This is a genomic window from Bradyrhizobium japonicum USDA 6 (genome assembly GCF_000284375.1).
GTDB lineage: Bacteria > Pseudomonadota > Alphaproteobacteria > Rhizobiales > Xanthobacteraceae > Bradyrhizobium > Bradyrhizobium japonicum.
On record NC_017249.1, the window covers coordinates 2,863,754 to 2,881,292 of the forward strand.

17 protein-coding genes are annotated in these 17,539 nt (G+C 66.0%); 8 read left to right on the forward strand and 9 right to left on the reverse strand.

Features of this window, described 5'->3' with window-relative positions; translation table 11 throughout:
• Positions 1-41: 41 nt before the first annotated feature.
• From BJ6T_RS13435 to BJ6T_RS13450, 4 genes are all read right to left on the reverse strand, one after another.
• On the reverse strand, positions 42-1,166 hold the full coding sequence (locus BJ6T_RS13435) for an ABC transporter ATP-binding protein (RefSeq protein WP_014492915.1): 1,125 nt from the start codon (positions 1,164-1,166) through the stop codon (positions 42-44).
• Between the two features lie 120 nt (positions 1,167-1,286).
• Positions 1,287-2,855 carry a DUF4403 family protein gene (locus BJ6T_RS13440; RefSeq protein ID WP_014492916.1) on the reverse strand — a complete coding sequence of 523 codons (1,569 nt, stop codon included), beginning with the start codon at positions 2,853-2,855 and terminating at the stop codon, positions 1,287-1,289.
• A 136-nt stretch (positions 2,856-2,991) separates the two neighbouring features.
• Entirely contained in the window at positions 2,992-3,630 is a 639-nt protein-coding gene (locus BJ6T_RS13445) for a Vgb family protein (RefSeq protein WP_028170647.1), read from the reverse strand.
• 28 nt (positions 3,631-3,658) lie between these two features.
• Complete coding sequence (locus tag BJ6T_RS13450) at positions 3,659-4,879, reverse strand: winged helix-turn-helix domain-containing protein (protein ID WP_014492918.1); 1,221 nt, start codon at positions 4,877-4,879, stop codon at positions 3,659-3,661.
• 150 nt (positions 4,880-5,029) lie between these two features.
• Between BJ6T_RS13450 and BJ6T_RS13455 the strand changes: the two genes are divergently transcribed.
• Together BJ6T_RS13455 and BJ6T_RS13460 are read left to right on the forward strand one after the other, a co-directional pair.
• Positions 5,030-5,824, forward strand: a complete 795-nt coding sequence (locus tag BJ6T_RS13455; protein ID WP_014492919.1) for a DUF899 domain-containing protein — start codon at positions 5,030-5,032, stop codon at positions 5,822-5,824.
• The gene (locus BJ6T_RS13460; RefSeq protein WP_014492920.1) at positions 5,817-6,080 is read left to right on the forward strand and encodes a hypothetical protein; all 264 of its coding nucleotides are present in this window, start codon (positions 5,817-5,819) and stop codon (positions 6,078-6,080) included. The genes BJ6T_RS13455 and BJ6T_RS13460 overlap by 8 nt, the downstream gene beginning before the upstream one ends.
• A gap of 91 nt (positions 6,081-6,171) precedes the next feature.
• Here the strand turns inward: BJ6T_RS13460 and BJ6T_RS13465 are convergent, their stop codons facing one another.
• Complete coding sequence (locus BJ6T_RS13465; RefSeq protein ID WP_014492921.1) at positions 6,172-6,591, reverse strand: c-type cytochrome; 420 nt, start codon at positions 6,589-6,591, stop codon at positions 6,172-6,174.
• A gap of 110 nt (positions 6,592-6,701) precedes the next feature.
• Complete coding sequence (locus BJ6T_RS13470; RefSeq protein ID WP_014492922.1) at positions 6,702-7,409, reverse strand: L,D-transpeptidase; 708 nt, start codon at positions 7,407-7,409, stop codon at positions 6,702-6,704.
• A gap of 275 nt (positions 7,410-7,684) precedes the next feature.
• On the opposite strand from BJ6T_RS13470, the gene BJ6T_RS13475 reads away from it, so the two are divergent.
• The 3 genes from BJ6T_RS13475 to BJ6T_RS13485 all read left to right on the forward strand — a co-directional run bounded on the left by BJ6T_RS13475 (position 7,685) and on the right by BJ6T_RS13485 (position 10,277).
• The gene (locus BJ6T_RS13475; RefSeq protein WP_014492923.1) at positions 7,685-8,737 is read left to right on the forward strand and encodes a glycosyltransferase family 4 protein; all 1,053 of its coding nucleotides are present in this window, start codon (positions 7,685-7,687) and stop codon (positions 8,735-8,737) included.
• Positions 8,738-8,772: 35 nt separating this feature from the next.
• The gene (locus tag BJ6T_RS13480; protein WP_014492924.1) at positions 8,773-9,462 is read left to right on the forward strand and encodes a class I SAM-dependent methyltransferase; all 690 of its coding nucleotides are present in this window, start codon (positions 8,773-8,775) and stop codon (positions 9,460-9,462) included.
• A gap of 155 nt (positions 9,463-9,617) precedes the next feature.
• The gene (locus BJ6T_RS13485; protein ID WP_014492925.1) at positions 9,618-10,277 is read left to right on the forward strand and encodes a hypothetical protein; all 660 of its coding nucleotides are present in this window, start codon (positions 9,618-9,620) and stop codon (positions 10,275-10,277) included.
• Positions 10,278-10,651: 374 nt separating this feature from the next.
• On the opposite strand, the gene BJ6T_RS13490 is transcribed toward BJ6T_RS13485, so the two are convergent.
• On the reverse strand, positions 10,652-12,316 hold the full coding sequence (locus BJ6T_RS13490) for an aminotransferase class III-fold pyridoxal phosphate-dependent enzyme (protein WP_014492926.1): 1,665 nt from the start codon (positions 12,314-12,316) through the stop codon (positions 10,652-10,654).
• A 35-nt stretch (positions 12,317-12,351) separates the two neighbouring features.
• On the opposite strand from BJ6T_RS13490, the gene asd reads away from it, so the two are divergent.
• Positions 12,352-13,215, forward strand: coding sequence for an archaetidylserine decarboxylase (asd, locus tag BJ6T_RS13495; protein WP_014492927.1), 864 nt, complete (start codon positions 12,352-12,354; stop codon positions 13,213-13,215).
• Between the two features lie 68 nt (positions 13,216-13,283).
• Entirely contained in the window at positions 13,284-13,847 is a 564-nt protein-coding gene (locus tag BJ6T_RS13500; RefSeq protein ID WP_014492928.1) for an NUDIX hydrolase, read from the forward strand.
• A gap of 303 nt (positions 13,848-14,150) precedes the next feature.
• Here BJ6T_RS13500 and BJ6T_RS13505 read toward each other — a convergent pair whose 3' ends face one another.
• Positions 14,151-15,626, reverse strand: coding sequence for a FecR domain-containing protein (locus BJ6T_RS13505; RefSeq protein ID WP_014492929.1), 1,476 nt, complete (start codon positions 15,624-15,626; stop codon positions 14,151-14,153).
• A gap of 226 nt (positions 15,627-15,852) precedes the next feature.
• Positions 15,853-16,647 (reverse strand): DUF2147 domain-containing protein, encoded by a 795-nt coding sequence (locus tag BJ6T_RS13510; protein WP_014492930.1) that lies wholly within the window; start codon positions 16,645-16,647, stop codon positions 15,853-15,855.
• A gap of 344 nt (positions 16,648-16,991) precedes the next feature.
• Between BJ6T_RS13510 and BJ6T_RS13515 the strand changes: the two genes are divergently transcribed.
• Entirely contained in the window at positions 16,992-17,324 is a 333-nt protein-coding gene (locus BJ6T_RS13515) for a hypothetical protein (protein ID WP_014492931.1), read from the forward strand.
• Positions 17,325-17,539 lie beyond the last annotated feature (215 nt).

Sequence of the window (17,539 nt, forward strand, 5' to 3'; positions counted from 1 at the left end):
TTCATCTGCGTTGCGTTGAGGTTGATCGATGCCGGTCCGGATCAGACGGGATCGAGGGCCAGGCAGTCCTCGGGACGGAAGGTGATGAATACGCTTTCACCAGATCTTAGATTGCCATGTCTCAATCCGTCATGCGTCCCCGGCTGAAGCTTGACCATGAACTCCCCGTTGCCGGCGACATCGAGCACGGCCAGCGCGTGGTCGCCGAGATAGATGGTGTTCTGCACCTTGGCCGGCAGCCGGTTCGGTCCCTCGCTGGAGGTTCCATCCGGGATGATGGCGATCCGCTCCGGCCGCACCGACAGGGAGGTCGATGCGCCCGCGCCGGATACATTGACCGCCCGCGCGGTCACGGCGCCGCCACCAGCCAGCGTGACGCGGCAATAGTCCTTCTCGACCGTCTCGACGGTGCCGGCCAGCACGTTGTTCTCACCGATGAAGTGAGCGACGAAGCTGTTCACCGGATGCTCATACAGCGCGTCGGGCCTGTCGATCTGCTGCACGATGCCGTCGTTGAACACGGCGATGCGATCCGACATGGTGAGCGCCTCGCTCTGATCGTGGGTGACGTAGACGACGGTGATGCCCATCGTCTCGTGCAGTTGCTTGATCTCCAGTTGCATCTGCTCCCGCAGGCGCTTGTCGAGGGCGCCCAGGGGCTCGTCCATCAGCACGAGCTGCGGATTGAAAACCAGCGCGCGGGCCAGCGCCACGCGCTGCTGCTGACCGCCGGACAGCTGCCCGGGCCGCCGGTGCGCCAGGGTTTCCATCTTGATCATGCGCAACGCCGCGTTGACGCGCTCCTGCGCCTCGGCCTTGGCCGTGTTGCGAACGGATAGCGGGAAGGCAATATTCTCCGCGATCGTCAGGTGCGGGAACAAGGCATAGTTCTGGAACACCATGCCGATGTCGCGCTTGTGCGGCGGCACGTTCTTGATCGGCCGTTCCGCGAGGTAGATTTCGCCATGGGTCGGAACCTCGAAGCCGGCCAGCATCATCAGCGTGGTCGTCTTGCCCGAGCCCGACGGGCCGAGCAGGGTGATGAACTCGCCCTTCCTGATTTCGAGATCGAGGTTCTTCACCACGAGGTGCTCGCCATCGTAGGTCTTCTGAATGCCGGAAAAGCGCACCAGCGCCGGCGCAGGCGTGACCATGCCGGCTTCCATGTTGTCCTCGCGTTGTCCCCTGCAGTGCTGTCAGCACCTCGTTCGAGGTTGCGGGAAACAGCTTAGCATCCTCCGACGAGAATGCCAGCGGCGCGCGCGGGTCCGGCGAATGAAGACGCGCTACATCCCCGACAGCTTCGTCACGTAGACGTTCAGCGAGCCGCCGGCTTCGGCGACGATGCGCAGCGTCCTGGAATCGAAGGCGATGTCGGCGAGAGTCAGGCTGTCGATCTTGGCGTCGACCTTGAGGCCGTCCTCGCTCTTCTGGTAGTCGGCGATCGCGGCCGCGATCTTCTCGCGCGCATTGGCGGCGATCGGCTTCAGGTCGAGCGTCGCTTTCTGCACCAAGGCCTGCTGCATCTGCGGCACCACCGCGCGTGCGGCCGCGCCGAGCAGGCCGAAGGCGGCCTCGGACTCCACCGCGAGCTGGATGTCGGCGAGCCGCAGCGTCTGCTGTGCCTGGTCGAGCATCGGTCGGCCCCAGATGTGCACGGTCGCTTCGGCGCCGAGACCGAGCCAGCTCTTCTTCTCCTTGGCACGCACCAGCAGCGAGATCAGGAGACGATCGCCCGACGGAACCACGTTGACGCTTTTCACGGTGACGTCGACCGGGCCGGAGCCGTCCTCGGGATAGGTGTGGCCGACCATCTGCGCCGCGATCAGCTTGTTGATCTCGGTGAAGGGCACGTCGATCGGCACGCCGATGTTCACGCCGGTGCCGGTCGGCGGCACGATCGAGATCTTGTCGGGGAAAGGACAGTCCGGCTTGGTCGACGTCGAGGTCACGCGCGTCTCTAGCTCGAGGCCGAGCAGCAGCGTCACGTTCTGCGCGTCGACGCGCGGCTGCGCCGCGATGGCACGGGTCGGTTTCATCTCGAGCCAGAGCGGCGGCAGCGCGGCCGAGGAGCCCGAGCCCTGCAGCGGGATCGAGCGGCAGGCCTTGGTCCATTGCTGCTTCGCATTCTCGCGCAGCGACGGATCGTTGCGGATGCGCTCGGAGACGATGTTGATCTGCTCGCCGACATTCTTGTCGATCAGCGGCTTCACCTGCGCCGGCACGTTGACCTTGGCGCCGGAGACGTTGAGGTTGGTGTCGCCGAGATTGACCTGGGCGCCGAGATTTGGCTCGAGATGCCAATTGGCCGCGAGCTTCGGGCGCGAGGTGACGACCACGTTGCCCTTGATCTCGGCGCTGGCGTTCAAATTCTTGATGTTGACCGCGCCGATCCGTTTCGCGGCGTCGCCGCCGAGCACGCTGCCGAGCGCGTCGCCGAGCGCGCCGGTGGCTTTCGACGACAGCGAGCCCGTCACGTTCAGCTTGCCGCTGAGCGGCGTCGAGATCGTCAGCACGTCCTTGTCGCCGGCAGCCGCCATCGGCCCGCGCACGGCGGACCAGCCGATGTCGGCATTCTCCAGGATCTGCGAAATTGGATTATCGGCCTTGCCGGCGAAATTGCGCGGCGCGGCTTTCTCGGCCTGTTCGCGGATCGCCGATATCGCGATCGCAACCGGCGCCACCACGATCGAGCTCTTCGCGACCGGCGGCAGCGGTGGCAATTGCGCGACCGGCGGCGCAGTCGTCGCCGCGCGCGGCGACAGCCAGTCCATCGCCTTCAGGCTGACGAAAAACGACGCCGCGAGCACCACCACGGCGATCAGGATAGTCTTCAAGTTCAGCGTCAGTCGCATCAATCCCCCAAGCCACCCAGGGTCGGAAGTCTACAGGGCAGGCGAGGGGGCGCTAGAGCGCACCGGTGGGGTGGAATTGCGGCGAACAGATTAACGGTTGCGGCAGCATCGGTGCGGCGTATCCGTCATCGCGCATCTAGCTGCGCCGCGGGCGGCGGACCGCCCTCACATTGCCGCGATCGCCACCGCCGCAGAAGAAGCGGTCGCCGCCGTCGGACTCCAATCCTGAAACCATCGTCCCGGCGGGCAGGTCGAGTTGCTCCAGCACCTTGCCCGTTTCAGGATCGATCCGGCGCAAATCGCTTTCCTCGCCCTCCCAGGTGCCATGCCAGAGCTCGCCGTCGACCCAGGTGACGCCGGTCACGAAGCGCTTGCTTTCGATGGTGCGGAGGATCTTCCCTGTTTCCGGATCGACCTGATGGATCTTGCGCTCGCGATACTGACCGACCCACAACGAGCCCTCCGCCCAGGCCAATCCGGAATCGCCGCCGCCGCCCGGAGCCGGAATCGTGCTGATCACCTTGCCGGTGGCGGCGTCGATCTTCTGGATGCGATCCTCGGCGATCTGGAACAGGTGCCGGCCATCGAACGCCGTCCCCGCATGCGCGGCGACATCGATCGAGCGTGCGATCCTGCCGTCGGCCGGATCGACCGCATTCAGCTTGTCGCCGGACGCGAACCAGACATGGGTGCCGTCATAGGTGACGCCATGCACGGCCTCGACACCCGCAAAGGGTCCGTACTCCCTGACGATCTCGGCGGCGGAACGCTTCATATGCTTGGTCCCTGTGATGTGATCCAATTTACGCCTTCAGGAGCGGTCCGGGGAGTAACAAGCCTGTCGGGAAACCCGGGACGGGCGGGGTCATCCAGCGCCGTGCCCGGCCGTGTCCGAACGATTGCACCTTGTTCGACCGCGCCAGCTCGTCGAGGGCCCGCTGCACCGTGCGCGCGCTCGTCCCCAGCGCCAGCGCGAGCGCCGAGCTCGACCAGGGCTCGCCGTCGGAGAGGACGGCGAGCACCGCGGCGTGCTTCTCCTCGACGGGACGCGCCAGCACGAGGACGTCGCGCGTCTTGCGCGGCGCCAGCACAAAACCCTGCTTCGTCGCGCTGATGTCGGCCAGCGGCTTGAGCTGGGTGCGGAGCCGCCCGATCTCCACGCGCAACCGCGCGCGATGCGATTCGTCGGCGTGCTTCGCCCGGAATGCGCCTGATATCAGCGCCTCTCGCGAGACGTCCGCGGGCCATGCCTGCGCCAGGAGGCGGGCGAGCGCGAACAGCACCGGCCGCGTTCCGAGCGAGACGATGCGGCCTTGCCTGCGCAGGGCATGATGAAAGGTGTCCACGACGAGCGCCGTCGAGGTCGCCAGCCTCTCGACCTCCCCGAGCAACAACGGGTGCTCGCTGCCGCGCGCGATCAGGCGCGCCGCCGGCGTGTCGAGGATGAGGTTCGCGCTGTCGACCTCGGCCACCAGCGCCGGGATCTTCGCCTGTCGCGCTGCGTGAGCCGCGCGGTTGAGGGCCGCGCGCGCATCTTTCGCTCTCAATCGTCTGATGGCGATGCCGGCGACCACGAGCTCGCGGACCACTTGCGATGCAGGCGGGAGCGGGGAGGGGCTGAGCTCGGCCAGCGTGCGCTCGGCTTCGTCGAGCTGCCCGACGAGGAGGAGGCGTCGCGCCTCGATGTGGCCCGCATGGGCTGCATTGGCGAGATCGCCGTGCTGTTCGAGCGTTGCGCGGGCCGCCGCGAGCGTTTTCACCGGCCAGCTCAGGTCGCGCGAGACGAGCGCGATCTCGGCTTCGGCCACCACGCATCTTGCGCGCGCCACCGCCTCTCTCGGACCGAACGCGCGTGCGGCGCTCCGCAGCAGCGTCTTCGCTTTCGCGAGATCGCCGAGCTGCGCCATCGCGATGCCGCGCAGCGCCAGCGACGGCGCATCGTTGCGCAGCGCAACGCGGTTGAGCGCGCCGAGCGGATCGCCGGCCTCCAACGCGCGCGCGGCGGCCGTGATCAGCGACTCCATTCAAATCCCGCCACACTTGTTACTCCCACTGCGCAACCGCTTGGTGCCAGAAATCGTTGACGACCGACAATGTGCGGTAAGGGGCGAGCGGTTCCGCGTCTGTCGTAGCGCGACGCGGAATGACCGCCCGGACAAGAGGAATGGAGAGCCATGATGACATCAGCAGACAATGCAGGAACTAACGGGCAGGCCGCCATGCAAACACCGCCGGTGGTGTCGCCGCAGGACTGGGAGGCCGCCCGTCAGCAACTGCTCGTGAAGGAAAAGGCGCATACCCGTGCCCGCGACGCCCTCGCCGCCGAGCGCCGGCGCATGCCGTGGATGGAAGTCACCAAAACCTATGCGTTCGAGGGGCCCGGCGGCAAGATCAGTCTGGTGGATCTGTTCCAGGGCCGGCGGCAGCTGGTCGTCTACCGGGCCTTCTTCGAGCCTGGCGTGTTCGGCTGGCCCGATCATGCCTGCCGGGGCTGCTCGATGGTGGCCGACCAGGTCGCCCATGTCTCGCATCTGAACGCCCGCGATACCACGCTGGTGTTCGCCTCGCGCGCGCCGCAGGCCGACATCATCAGGCTGAAGCAGCGGATGGGCTGGACCATGCCCTGGGTCACCGTCACCGACAGTTTCGATGCCGATTTCGGCGTCGACGAATGGCACGGCACCAACGTGTTCTACCGCGACGGCGACCGCATCTTCCGCACCTACTTCATCAAGAGCCGCGGCGACGAGCAGATGGGTGGCACCTGGAACTATCTCGATATCACGCCGCTCGGCCGGCAGGAGGTCTGGGAGGACTCGCCAAAGGGCTATCCGCAGACGCCGACCTACAAATGGTGGAACTGGCACGACAGCTACACCGAAGGCGCTGCGCCCGACAGGAAATGGGTGGAGATCTCGGACGCCGGCGAGAAGGCTTTTCGCGAGGAGGCCGCGGAAGGCCGTGACTAGTCCCGCCGACGTGGCCACCGGCGCGAGCCGCGATGGCGTGGTGGCCGCACGCCACCTCGCCAGATGGCTGGCCCTGGCGGCGACGCCGACCTTCGCGATCATGGCCGTGCTGACGGCCGTGCTCGGCGGCCCGGCCGACATGCTGTGTGCCGCCGGGTACGGCTCCGTGCTGAGCGGGATGGTGCCGATGTATCTGCTGATGAGCGCGATTCATTCAGCGGCGTGGCTGAGGCTGATCGCGGAGCGGCGGCGGTAAAGGGCTTTGCTCCGGTGCGAACGCCTCGTCCTTCGAGACGCCGCGTTCCCCAGGGTCCGCAGGATGAGGCTTGCGACAAATCTCTGTCCTGCTACTGCCCGCCCACCGCCTGCAGATAGGCAACCACCTTGGCCGCGTCCTCCACGGAGACGCCGCCATATGGCTGCATCTTGTTGCCGGACACGACCTCATCCGGCTTGACCATGAAGCGGGTCAGCTTGTCCTTGTCCCAGACGAAGCCGGCGTCCTTCATCGATGGAGAGTAGTTGTAGTTCGGCAGCGAGCCGGCCTTGCGTCCCAGGATCTTGTTGAGATTGGGGCCGAGGCGATTGTCGCCATCCTTCACCGAGTGGCAGGTCCGACAGGAATTGTTGAAAGCCTGCTGGGCCGCCTCGTCGTTCGCCGGCTGCTGGGCGAGCGAGGAGGGCGCAGACAGGAGCAGCGTCAAGGCGCCGGTAGCTGCGATCGGGCGCAGCCATGTGCCTGGCGACATTTGCTGGCGTGATCGCATCTGCGCCTCCGAACAGCGCTTCTCCAAGCGAGGCCGCCCGGAGATCATGATGCCAACGAAAACGGCCCCGGTGGGTTCCGGGGCCGTTTGCGTCACAATGTCCTGTCGCGTCAGCGCGTCGCGGCGCCGAGGTCCGCGCGGCGTTCCGTCATCGGCAGAACAATCACCTTGGTGCCGACGTTGACGCGGGAGTAGAGGTCGGTGACGTCATCGTTGGTCAGGCGGATGCAGCCGGACGAGACGTGCTTGCCGATCGTGTCGGGGGCGTTGGTGCCGTGGATGCGGTAGATGGTGCCGCCGAGATACATGGCGCGCGCGCCGAGCGGATTGCCGGGGCCGCCGGCCATGTGGCGCGGCAGATAGGGCTGGCGGGCGATCATTTCCGGCGGCGGGGTCCAATCCGGCCACTCGGCCTTCTTGGTCACCGACTGCACGCCGGACCAGGTGAAGCCGTCGCGGCCGACGCCGATGCCGTAGCGAACGGCCTGGCCGTTGCCGAGCACGTAGTAGAGATAGGTGTTGGGCGTATCGATGATGATGGTGCCCGGCGCCTCACGCGTCGCGTAGGAAACGGTCTGGCGGCGGAAGCGGGCCGGCATCTCGACTGCGTCCTGATCCTGGGACGGCGCGGCCTGGTAAGGCGTCGCCTGATACGGCTGGTAAGGCTGCGGCGCGGCCATCGGCGGCAGCGGCTGGAAGAAGGGGAAGAGCTGCACCGGCGCAGCCTTGGCCGGACCGGCAAATGCGATTGCGGAGATCGCGACGGCGCTGAGCGCGACGGCGCGCGAATACGTCTTGAACGTGTCCAGATTGATCATTGATCGCCCCTGTTTGATCGGTGTTTCTTGATCACCGCGGCACCGTTTCGGTGCTCCGTTGCCTAATTCACTAACGGCAAAACGTTTCGGGAGCTTTGCGCGGAAAACCGAAAACGGTTTCATGGCGGAAAGGATTTGTTTCATGACGGTTTCGTGGCGGCGCGGACCCGTTAACCTACAAAACAGCGGGCCGACACTTCTGTGACGTCACACGCTTGAAATATCCGTGGTTGATGGTCCTAAGCCGAGAATCATCAAACTCTCGGGATTTCCCCATGCGGGTATTAATCGCGACTGACGCCTGGCATCCGCAGGTTAACGGTGTGGTCCGGACGCTGACCTCGCTGGCGAACGCGGTGAAGGCGCTCGACGTCGAGATCGACTTCCTGACACCGGACGGCTTTCGGTCCTGGCCGCTGCCGACCTATCCGGGCCTGCGCATCGCGCTGCCGAGCGGTAAGGAGATCGCGCGGCGGATCGAGAAGGCTGCGCCGGAGGCACTGCACATCGCGACCGAGGGGCCGATCGGCTGGGCCGCGCGCGCCTATTGTCGCCGGAACCGCCTTGCCTTCACCACCTCCTACACGACGCGCTTTCCCGAATACGTCTCGGTACGGACCGGCATCCCTGATGCCGTCGGCTATGCCGTGCTGCGCCACTTCCACGACGCCGCCGCGATGACCATGGTGGCGACGCCCTCGCTGCGGCAGGAGCTCTCCGAGCGCGGCTTCAAGCGGCTCGGCTTCTGGACGCGCGGCGTCAACACCGAGCTGTTCCATCCGGACAGTCCGGCCAAGCTCGATTTGCCGGGCCCGATCTTCATGACCATGGGCCGCGTCGCGGTGGAGAAGAACCTCGAGGCGTTCCTCTCGCTCGATTTGCCCGGCACCAAGGTCGTCGTCGGCGACGGCCCGCAGAAGGCGGCGCTCGAGAAGAAATATCCGGACGTGGCCTTCCTCGGCGAGAAGAAGGGCGCGGATCTGACCGCGCATCTCGCCGCTGCCGATGTCTTCGTCTTCCCGAGCCTGACCGACACGTTCGGCGTGGTGCAGCTCGAGGCGCTCGCCTGCGGCACGCCGGTTGCCGCGTTTCCGGTGACGGGCCCCAAGGACGTCATCGCCGATCACCCGATCGGCGCGATCGATCATGATCTCCGTACCGCGTGCCTGCGCGCGCTCACCATGTCGCGCGAGACCTGCCGCAACTTCGCGCTGGAGCGTTCCTGGGAAAACAGCGCGCGTCAGTTCGTCGGAAACCTCACCTCACTTCAGCCCAGCCGCATCCTGCGCGCCTCGCCGGTCATGGCGCGGCGGCCGGTGCGCGGCTGATCTGCAACGTTTGACCCACAGCGAGAACCTCATCGATGGCTAAGATCATGAACCTTGACGGTACCCAGCAGCTCGACCTCACCCGTGGCACGGTTGAGCAGGCCTATGACCGCTGGGCGCCCGTCTACGATCTCGTGTTCGGCGGCGTGTTCGCCAAGGGCCGGCAGGCGGCGATCGCGGCCACCAACAAGATCGGGGGCCGCGTGCTCGAAGTCGGCGTCGGCACCGGCATCTCGCTGCCGCTCTACGCGCCGCATCTGCGCATCTTCGGAACCGACATTTCGGAAGCGATGCTCGACAAGGCGCGCCAGCGGGTCAGCGAAGGCAAGCTGAAGAACGTCGAGGGCCTCGCGGTGATGGATGCCGAGAAGCTCGAATTCCCCGACAATTCCTTCGACGTGGTGATGGCGCAATACGTCGTCACCGCCGTGCCGAACCCCGAGAAGGCGCTGGACGAATTCGCCCGCGTGCTGCGTCCCGGCGGCGAACTGATCATCCTGACCCGCGTCAGCGCCGACACCGGCATGCGCCGCTTCATCGAGCAGAGGCTCCAGCCGGTGGTGCGCCCGCTCGGCTTCCGCACCGCCGAGTTCGCCTGGTCGCGTTATACGAAATGGCTGGCCGGCGCCCATGGCATCGAGCTGGCCGAGCGCCGCCTGATTCCGCCGCTCGGCCATTTCTCGCTGGTGCGCTTCCGCAAGGTCGACGTCGCCAAGGCAGCCTGAGCAAGGCTGCGCAAGAGCGGCGGCGCGAGCCGCCGCTCACGCGTTCACGTGCGTCATCGCGCCGCTGCACATCGTCACATGACAAAATGATGATGTCACACGGCATACATCGAATCCCTGTAAATTCAGAACCCGAAAGCATTTTGGGGGAGAGCATGATCAAGAATTATCTCGAGCAGCTGCGGATCCAGCGCTGGGACGACCATCGCTACTATCACCACAGCCGCATCAATCAGAGCCTGCACTTCGTCAGCGCGCTGAGCTTCCTCTTCGCCTATGTCTGGCTGTTCGTCGATCCGATGATCTCCGCGCTGGTCGGCTGGCTGGTCTCGATGACCTCGCGCCAGGCCGGTCACTTCTTCTTCGAGCCGCACGATTACGACCACATCAACCAGGCGACGCACGAGTACAAGGAAGACATCAAGGTCGGCTACAACCTTCAGCGCAAGGTGGTGCTGATGGCGATCTGGGCGCTGTCGCCGCTGGTGCTGGTCGTCGATCCGACGCTGTTCGGCCTGTTCACGCCCTGGGCGAGCGCAACCGATTTCATGCGGCAGGTCGCCAAGATCTGGCTCGTGATCGGCGGCGGCGGTCTGCTGTTCCGCACCGTGCACCTGTTCTTCATCCGCGACGTCGAGACCGGCCTGGTCTGGATGACCAAGATCCTGACCGATCCCTTCCACGACCTCATGCTCTATCGTAGCGCGCCGCTCGCCCTGATGCGCGGCGAGCTGATGGACCCCGGCCTGCACCTCAACCCCGAGCACACGCTGGGCCTCATCTCCGAGCCCACGCTCGAAGAGCAGCACGCCTGAGCGCACAGCGCACACAAAGCACTCCGATGTCAGTTTGCTACGTCATGCCCGGCCTCGTGCCGGGCATCCACGTCTTGGGAGCTGCGCACGCGGTACTTCCTTCACCTCTCCCCGCGTGCGGGGAGAGGTCGAATTGGCGCGAAGCGCAAATTCGGGTGAGGGGGGCTATCCGCGGGGGAGCCAGCAGCGGGTCGTGCGCCAACTCTCACCGACTGCGCGGAGAGTCCCCCTCACCCCGACCCTCTCAGCGCGAGCGTAGCTCGTCGCGGCCCCGCATCCGCCTTCGCCAAGGCTTCGGCGGACAAGGGCGGGGAGAGGGAGAAGGGACGGCGGTGTTCGGGGTGGGCGCTGTGCAGCGAAGGCCTGGCGAGGCCTCAGCGCCCGAAGCGCTTGGCCAGCATCTCTTTCAAAATCTGCCGCTTGATATTCTTGTTGGTGAACACGCCGTCGTGCCACCAGAAGCCGTCGGCTTTCATCTTCTCGGCGGCGCGGACGAAGCGCTCGGCGACTTCGGTGAAATCGGCGTCGGTGTAGTTCAGGCTGAAGATCAGCCGGCCGGTGCCGACCCAGCTCAGCGCCAGGCCCTCGGCGCGCAGATAGTATTGCAGCATCCAGTTGTAACGGGACGGGGTGGTGTATTTCACCGTCCAGATCGACGAGAAGTTGGCGAACCGCACCGGCAGGTCGGCGTCCGTCATCATCCGGTTGAGCTTTTCCGCGCGGCCGTTCCAGGTCGTGTCCAGCCCGTCATAGATGGCACGGAAGTTCGGACTGGCGAGGCGGCTCAAGAACTCGTCCATCGCTGTCATGACGTAGGGGTGCGAGTTGAAGGTGCCGCGGGCGAAGCAGATGTCGGCGGGGCGATCGTCGCGGAAGCGGCGCATCAGCTCGCGTTTGCCGCAGACGACGCCGACCGGCAGGCCGCCGGCAAGGCTCTTGCCGTAGGTTACCATGTCGGCCCTGACGCCAAAGTATTCCTGGGCGCCGCCGGCGGCGAGACGGAAGCCGACGAAGACCTCGTCGAAGATCAGCGCGATGCCGCGCTCGGTGCAGACTTCGCGCAGCTTGTTGAGCCATTCGGTATACGCCGCGCGGTCAAAATTGCCGCCGCGGGAGGAATCGACCAGCGAGGAATCGCCGGGCGCGTTGCCGTTCGGATGCAGGCCCTGCAACGGATTGACCAGCACGCAGGCGATGTCCTTGCGCGTGCGCAGCACGTGCAACGTCTTCTCGGACATCTCGGCGAGCGTGTAGGTCTCGTGCGCGGGAATCGGATTGCCGACGCCGGGCTGCACGTCGCCCCACCAGCCGTGATAGGCGCCGGCGAAACGGACCAGATGCGTGCGCTTGGTGTGGTAGCGCGCGAGCCGCACCGCCTGCATCACGGCTTCGGTGCCGGACATGTGGAACGAGACCTCGTCGAGGCCCGAGATCTGGCAGAGCCGCTGCACGTTCTCGAGGATGACGGGATGGTAGGGGCCGAGCACGGGGCCGAGCGCGTGCGCGCGCTTCTCCGAGCCCTCGATGCACTCCTTGTAGAAGTCGTTGCCGAAGATGTTGACGCCGTAGGACCCGGTGAGGTCGTAGGAGGTGTTGCCGTCGACATCCGTGACGGTGACGCCGCTGGACGATTCCATGAAGGTCGAGGTGCCCAGATGCTCGCGGACGAGGCGCGAGAACTGGAACGGCACGCGGTAGGTCTCGGTGAAGTGCAGGTCGGAGATCTTTTCCGCCGCTTCCTTCGTCATCGCGCGGCCCTTGGGGTAGCGCTCGGCGTAAAGGCTGGCGAGGCGGAAGAAGGCGTCCTTGCGCTGCTTCACCACGTTATCAGGCGCGCCGTCGCAGCCGAAATACTGATCGCCCTCGAACTCGTAGAACGGGAGCAGCTTTGCCACCCGGCGGGACATCTTGGAGTGCCCGGCGAGCGACCGGTGCTTGGCGCGGGACAGTTCGATCCGCGCCTTGAGCTTCGGGAAGACGGCGGCAGCGGACGCTGCGGCGGCCACGGAAAATGAGAGAATCGGGAGTGTCGTTTCCATGACAACAAGCGCTAATACTGCGAGCTGACAGATTCATGACAGTCAAAGCCCTCATCGCCTCTTTCACCCAGCAGGAAGACCTCAACTTCCTGTTGACCAACCGCATCCCCCGCGCGGCCCTGACCCGCTTCATGGGCTGGTTCTCCAAGATCGAGAACCCGCTCGTCAGGGACTTCTCGATCGCACTGTGGAAGCTGTTCTCCGACCTCGATCTGTCGGAGGCGCGCAAGACCCACTTCAAGAGCCTGCACGACTGTTTCACCCGGGAGCTCAAGCCGGGGTTGCGGCCCTTCGATCCCGCCCCTTCCATTGTCGCCAGCCCCTCGGACGGCATCGTCGGCGCCCATGGCCGGATCGCCGACACCGAACTGTTCCAGGTCAAGGGCGCGCCCTATTCGCTGCTCGACCTGCTCGGCGACTCCGCTCTCGTGGATCAGCACCGCAACGGCTCCTTCGTCACGCTGCGGCTGACATCGAGCATGTATCACCGCTTCCATGCGCCATATGATGCGCATATCGAACGCGTCACGCTGATCCATGGCGACGTCTGGAACGTCAACCCGATCGCGCTGAAGCGGGTCGAGCGTCTGTTCTGCAAGAACGAGCGCGCGGTGATCCGCACGCATTTGTCGACCGGCGAGGCCGTGACGCTGGTGCCGGTCGCCGCGATCCTGGTCGCGAGCATCCGCCTGCACTTCCTCGACATGGTGCTGAACGCGCAGACCCGCGGCCCGGTCAATTTCCCCTGCGACGTCAACGTGACCAAGGGCGAGGAGCTCGGCTGGTTCGAGCACGGCTCCACCATCATCATCCTGGCGCCCGGCGATTTCAACTTCTGCGACGGGATCGGCGAGGGCACCCGCATTCGTGCAGGTCAACCGCTGTTGAAGAAAAACTAGCCTTCAATCCGCCGCGTCGGCAGCCTATATCGTCCGCGGGGACGATTGGATCGACGCGGAATTTTGTGATGGCGCGGGCGCCGGTGATGGCGGCGGGGGGGATTGTGCTGCGGCGTGGCGCGCCGCCGCTGGTTGCGGTCGTGCGCCAGCGCAAGCGCAACGAATGGGTTTTGCCCAAAGGCAAGCTCGACGACGGCGAGACGCCGAAGGAAGCCGCGCACCGCGAGGTGCTGGAGGAGACCGGCCACGATGTGGCCATCCACGAATTCCTCGGCACGCTCGTCTACCAGTCGGGAGGGCGCTCCAAGGTCGTGCATTTCTGGCGCATGGAGGCCGACGGCGGTCCCGTTCGCAAGCTGATGAACGACATCAAGGCGGTCGACTGGCTGACGCTGGAGGATGCGCTCGCGCGCCTGTCGCGTGAATATGAGCGGGCGTTCCTGCTGCAGGTCGGTCCGATGGCGCTTGCCGCGGCAGGACTGGTGTTTACGCCGGTGCCCGAGCCGGCGCCAGCAATCGACGACATCGATGCAGCTTTGCAAACCCTGACACCGGCTGAAGCCGCCTCAGTCGACGAGCTGCGTCATGGGCTCCTGCAGAAGGTGAAGGCCTGGCTGCGCGGCGAAGCGTGAGTTGTCTTCAGGCTGCTCCGCTCGCGAATTTGGAAACATCCGCGAGCTAGCAAGTTTGTGTGAGCCTTAGTTCCCTCCAAGTCGTCATTGCGAGCGCAGCGCAGCAATCCAGAGTCCCTCCGCGGAAAGATTCTGGATTGCTTCGCTTCGCTCGCAATGACGGAGGAGAGGGCCGCGCACTCGACGTCGACCCTCATGGTGAGGAGCGCGCATCGCGCGCGTCTTGAGTCATGCGGCCCGACTGTGACCTCGCCCTTCGAGATGCTTGCTTCGCAAGCTCCTCAGGGTGAGGGGAGGCACCGTTCACCGCCGCTCTTTCCTCTCCTTCTGAGCGGGCGCCGGTCTGCGCGGTGCTGCGGGACGTTGCGCGGCGGGGAGGCGCTGCTGGAATCCGCCCTGGCGCTGGATGCCGCCCGGCTGCTGAGCCGCGGGCGGCTGGCCCGGCTGCAATCCGGTGCGCGGCGTTTGCGGCTGCGGCGCCGTGCCCGGCTGCGACGGCACGACTCCGCCGGGCTGCGCCGGGGTCTGTCCGTCTCGCTGTGGCTGCGTCTGCAGCGCGCCGCCGGGCGGCGTGCCTTGTCCAGTACGCGGCGCACCTGCTGGCTGTCCCGCACCTTGTTGCTGACCTGGTTGCTGCGGGCCCCGTCGTTGCTGTCCCTGCTGCTGCTGACCCTGGCCCGCGCGCGGCGCGCCCGGCTGCACGGCGCCGCCTTGTCCTTGCCGCTGCGGCGGCTGCGCGCCTTGCTGTGTTCCTTGGCGACCCGGCGTGCCCGGTTGCTGCTGGCCCGGACGGTTGTTCTGGCCGGGCTGGCCGTTGGGCCGCTGTTGCTGTTGGCCCGGCGGCGTGTTCGGCCGCAATTGCTGCTGCTGCGGTGGCTGGGTCGGCCGCGGAAGGCGGCTGATCGCGGTCGGATTGGCGCGGCGGAAGTCGCGCTGCTCGGTGACGATCTGCCGGCCGGTGGTCTGCGCCAGATGCACCTGGCTGACGAAGCCGCGGTCGCGCGCGATCTGCTGCGGAGCGATCGTGATCGGCACGGCGGCAAAGCGCATGCCGCCTGCGCCGCCGGCGCCCGGGCGGATCGCAAAACCGCTTGCGGCCTGCGTCAGCGCGCCGAGTCGCGTGCCGCTGGTGCGGTCGTTGACCTCGATGTGGCCGACGCGGCCGTCGGCGTCGGGATAGAGCTTGACGTTGACGTTATTCGCGGCGCTAGCCGCTGCGCCTTCGGGAACGTCGACGACGCCGGTGGTGCCGCGAATGCCGAGCGTTGCGGTCGGCGTTGCGATCTTCATGTCGCCGGTCTTCGCCACGGCGGCCGCGACGAAGGCAACGGTGCCCTTGCCGATGTCGAAGATCGCCGAATTTTGCTTGCCGCCGTCCTCATAGACGTAATTGTCGATGGTGATCTTCGCGCTGGCGGAGAGGTTGAACGTGGTGGCGTCGTTGAAGGTGATGCCGAGCGAGGAGTTCGACGAGGTCCGCACGACGTCATTGAGATAGATGTCGTCGCGCACGCGCAGCGGATAAGAGTTCTTGTCGCGGACCACGGTTGCGATCCCCGTCACGGTCGCGACGTTGCCGATCGGCTCGACGGCGGCGGGTTGCGCGTCCGTGGCGGGCGCAGGTGAAGCCGACGGCGTCGGGGAGGGGGCGGGCGTTGGCTGCGCTTGGGGCTGAGCCTGCGCAAGCTCGATTGCATCGGATGCGAGCGCCACGCTCGCGCCGGCCAGCGGCAACGCCAGCAACGGAAGCGCGAAGACGAAGCGGCGCCAAGCCACCATTGATGTCACGAGGAAGTCCCGGTGAGAGCGCGAGGCGAGATCGGCCGATATCAGCCGGGGTTAGCTGAATGGCGGATGAACATCTGTCGCATGGACGGGGCGAACGTTCAAACGCCACGCCCGGTGAGGGGCGTGGCGTTTCGAACTTGTGGCGCGAGATCCTCAGGTGCGCAATTGCGCACCATAGTTCGATGCTTCGCATCGCCCCGGGATGACACTTTCGGTGTCAGCTCACGCGCTTCCAGGTCTGGCCGCCGCAGAACATGCCGCCGAAGGCGCAGCCCTGCACGCGCATCGCATTCGGGCCCTTCATCGCGATCGTGGAGTCGTAGTTGCGGCCGGAGTCGGGATCGTGGATGCGGCCGCTCCACTTCGCGCCGTCGGGCTTCATGTTGATCAGGATGCGCTCGTTGGACTTCACGGCGTAACCGCAGAGATTGGCGCCGCACTGTTCGACGCGGACATTGCCCTTGTTCTCTTCGGTCGCCCAGACGCCGATCGGCGTGCTGGCAGCTTGCACGGGCGCGGCAGCAACCGGCGCCGGAGCGGGCGCGGGAGCAATCGCGACCGGTGCAGGCGCGGCAACGGGAGCCGCGGCGGGCGCGGCCGGCGTGGTGTTGTCGTAGCCGGCGGCCGGAGCGGCCGCAACCGTCGTGGCGGGAGCCGCGGGGGCGGCGACAACAGGCGCGGCCGGCACGGTCGCCTGCACCGGCGCCTGTTGCACGGGCTGCTGCTGCACCGGAGCCGGCGCGGGTTGCGCGGTCGTCGTGGACGGAGCTGGCGTGGTGTCGTCGTCGTCCTTGGAGCCGCCGAGGCCCTTGAGGTTGATATTGTTCAGCTTGATCGGCTTGTCCGACAGGCCCGGTGCGACGATCGTCACGCAATTGAGCGAGGCGCAGTTGCGCGGCGTCTCGATGCGGATGTGCTGGCCTTCGATCTGGAACGCAATCGAGTTGCCGGCATGCGCGGCGGCGGTCGAAGCGAGGAAGAGCGCGGTGGCGGCGATGGTGAGCTTGTTCATGACAACCTCCGAAAATTGTGCCGGTCTGAACTAGTGTCGCTGGTGGATGAAGCCTGGTTCGACCCTATGCCGGGCCTGTCCCGCCTTCTGTGATGGACGTCACAACGTTCCGCGCCGGCTGGGTCAGGCAGCGCACATTCAGCGGCAAGTCAGACCGCGTAACCTCGTGGCGACACAGAGGGAGGCGCCGATGAAGCGGCTTGCGTTTCTCTTACCCTGCCCTGGAGGGACCTGGAGGGGGAGGGTGGCAGCTTGCCCCTGTCAAATTTGTAATCGTCCCGCACCGAACCCGCATCTCGCCTGCACGCGACCGATGGCTGACGACGCATGCAAGGAGAGCCAACATGAAACGTCTCGGCTTCATCGCCGCGCTGCTGATCGGCAGCGCGATCCCGGCCCACGCCGACACCGACATCTGGAACAACATGCTGAAGCAGCAGCGCGGCGACGATGCGCTGCATGTCGATAGCGCGTTCTGCGATGCGCAACTCGGCGCGCCGCAGAACGGCACGGTGACCTCGGCGCAATACAAGCGCTGCATGCGCACGCGGGGCTGGCGCTTCAGTCATACGGTTCGCGAAAAGGACGACGGCTATCCCGATCCTGACAATCCCGGTCTCGTCTGTCACGACTTCAAGATCGGCGGCGTCACGGGATCGTCCTGCTCGAATTTCTGAGCACGGCAACAGGCCCGGCGGCCGGATGATCCGGCGCCGCCGGGCAAGCCCGTGATGCGGTCGGTGATGTCTCTAGATCATGCCGAGCACGATGGCGCCGACAAAGGCCATGGCGAGGCACGCGGTGATAACGCTCAGTCTCCCGGCCAACGTCATATGGTCGCTCCCGCTGTTGTCCCCCGTGCGAGCGCATCATGGTTAACAGAGAGTCTCTC

Bases quoted from the DNA above. Each gene is read 5' to 3' on its own strand.
- BJ6T_RS13435 (WP_014492915.1), bottom strand. From the start codon at position 1,166: ATGGAAGCCGGCATGGTCACGCCTGCGCCGGCGCTGGTGCGCTTTTCC.
- BJ6T_RS13440 (WP_014492916.1), bottom strand. From the start codon at position 2,855: ATGCGACTGACGCTGAACTTGAAGACTATCCTGATCGCCGTGGTGGTG.
- BJ6T_RS13445 (WP_028170647.1), bottom strand. From the start codon at position 3,630: ATGAAGCGTTCCGCCGCCGAGATCGTCAGGGAGTACGGACCCTTTGCG.
- BJ6T_RS13450 (WP_014492918.1), bottom strand. From the start codon at position 4,879: ATGGAGTCGCTGATCACGGCCGCCGCGCGCGCGTTGGAGGCCGGCGAT.
- BJ6T_RS13455 (WP_014492919.1), top strand. From the start codon at position 5,030: ATGATGACATCAGCAGACAATGCAGGAACTAACGGGCAGGCCGCCATG.
- BJ6T_RS13465 (WP_014492921.1), bottom strand. From the start codon at position 6,591: ATGCGATCACGCCAGCAAATGTCGCCAGGCACATGGCTGCGCCCGATC.
- BJ6T_RS13470 (WP_014492922.1), bottom strand. From the start codon at position 7,409: ATGATCAATCTGGACACGTTCAAGACGTATTCGCGCGCCGTCGCGCTC.
- BJ6T_RS13475 (WP_014492923.1), top strand. From the start codon at position 7,685: ATGCGGGTATTAATCGCGACTGACGCCTGGCATCCGCAGGTTAACGGT.
- BJ6T_RS13480 (WP_014492924.1), top strand. From the start codon at position 8,773: ATGGCTAAGATCATGAACCTTGACGGTACCCAGCAGCTCGACCTCACC.
- BJ6T_RS13485 (WP_014492925.1), top strand. From the start codon at position 9,618: ATGATCAAGAATTATCTCGAGCAGCTGCGGATCCAGCGCTGGGACGAC.
- BJ6T_RS13490 (WP_014492926.1), bottom strand. From the start codon at position 12,316: ATGGAAACGACACTCCCGATTCTCTCATTTTCCGTGGCCGCCGCAGCG.
- asd (WP_014492927.1), top strand. From the start codon at position 12,352: ATGACAGTCAAAGCCCTCATCGCCTCTTTCACCCAGCAGGAAGACCTC.
- BJ6T_RS13500 (WP_014492928.1), top strand. From the start codon at position 13,284: ATGGCGCGGGCGCCGGTGATGGCGGCGGGGGGGATTGTGCTGCGGCGT.
- BJ6T_RS13505 (WP_014492929.1), bottom strand. From the start codon at position 15,626: ATGGTGGCTTGGCGCCGCTTCGTCTTCGCGCTTCCGTTGCTGGCGTTG.
- BJ6T_RS13510 (WP_014492930.1), bottom strand. From the start codon at position 16,647: ATGAACAAGCTCACCATCGCCGCCACCGCGCTCTTCCTCGCTTCGACC.
- BJ6T_RS13515 (WP_014492931.1), top strand. From the start codon at position 16,992: ATGAAACGTCTCGGCTTCATCGCCGCGCTGCTGATCGGCAGCGCGATC.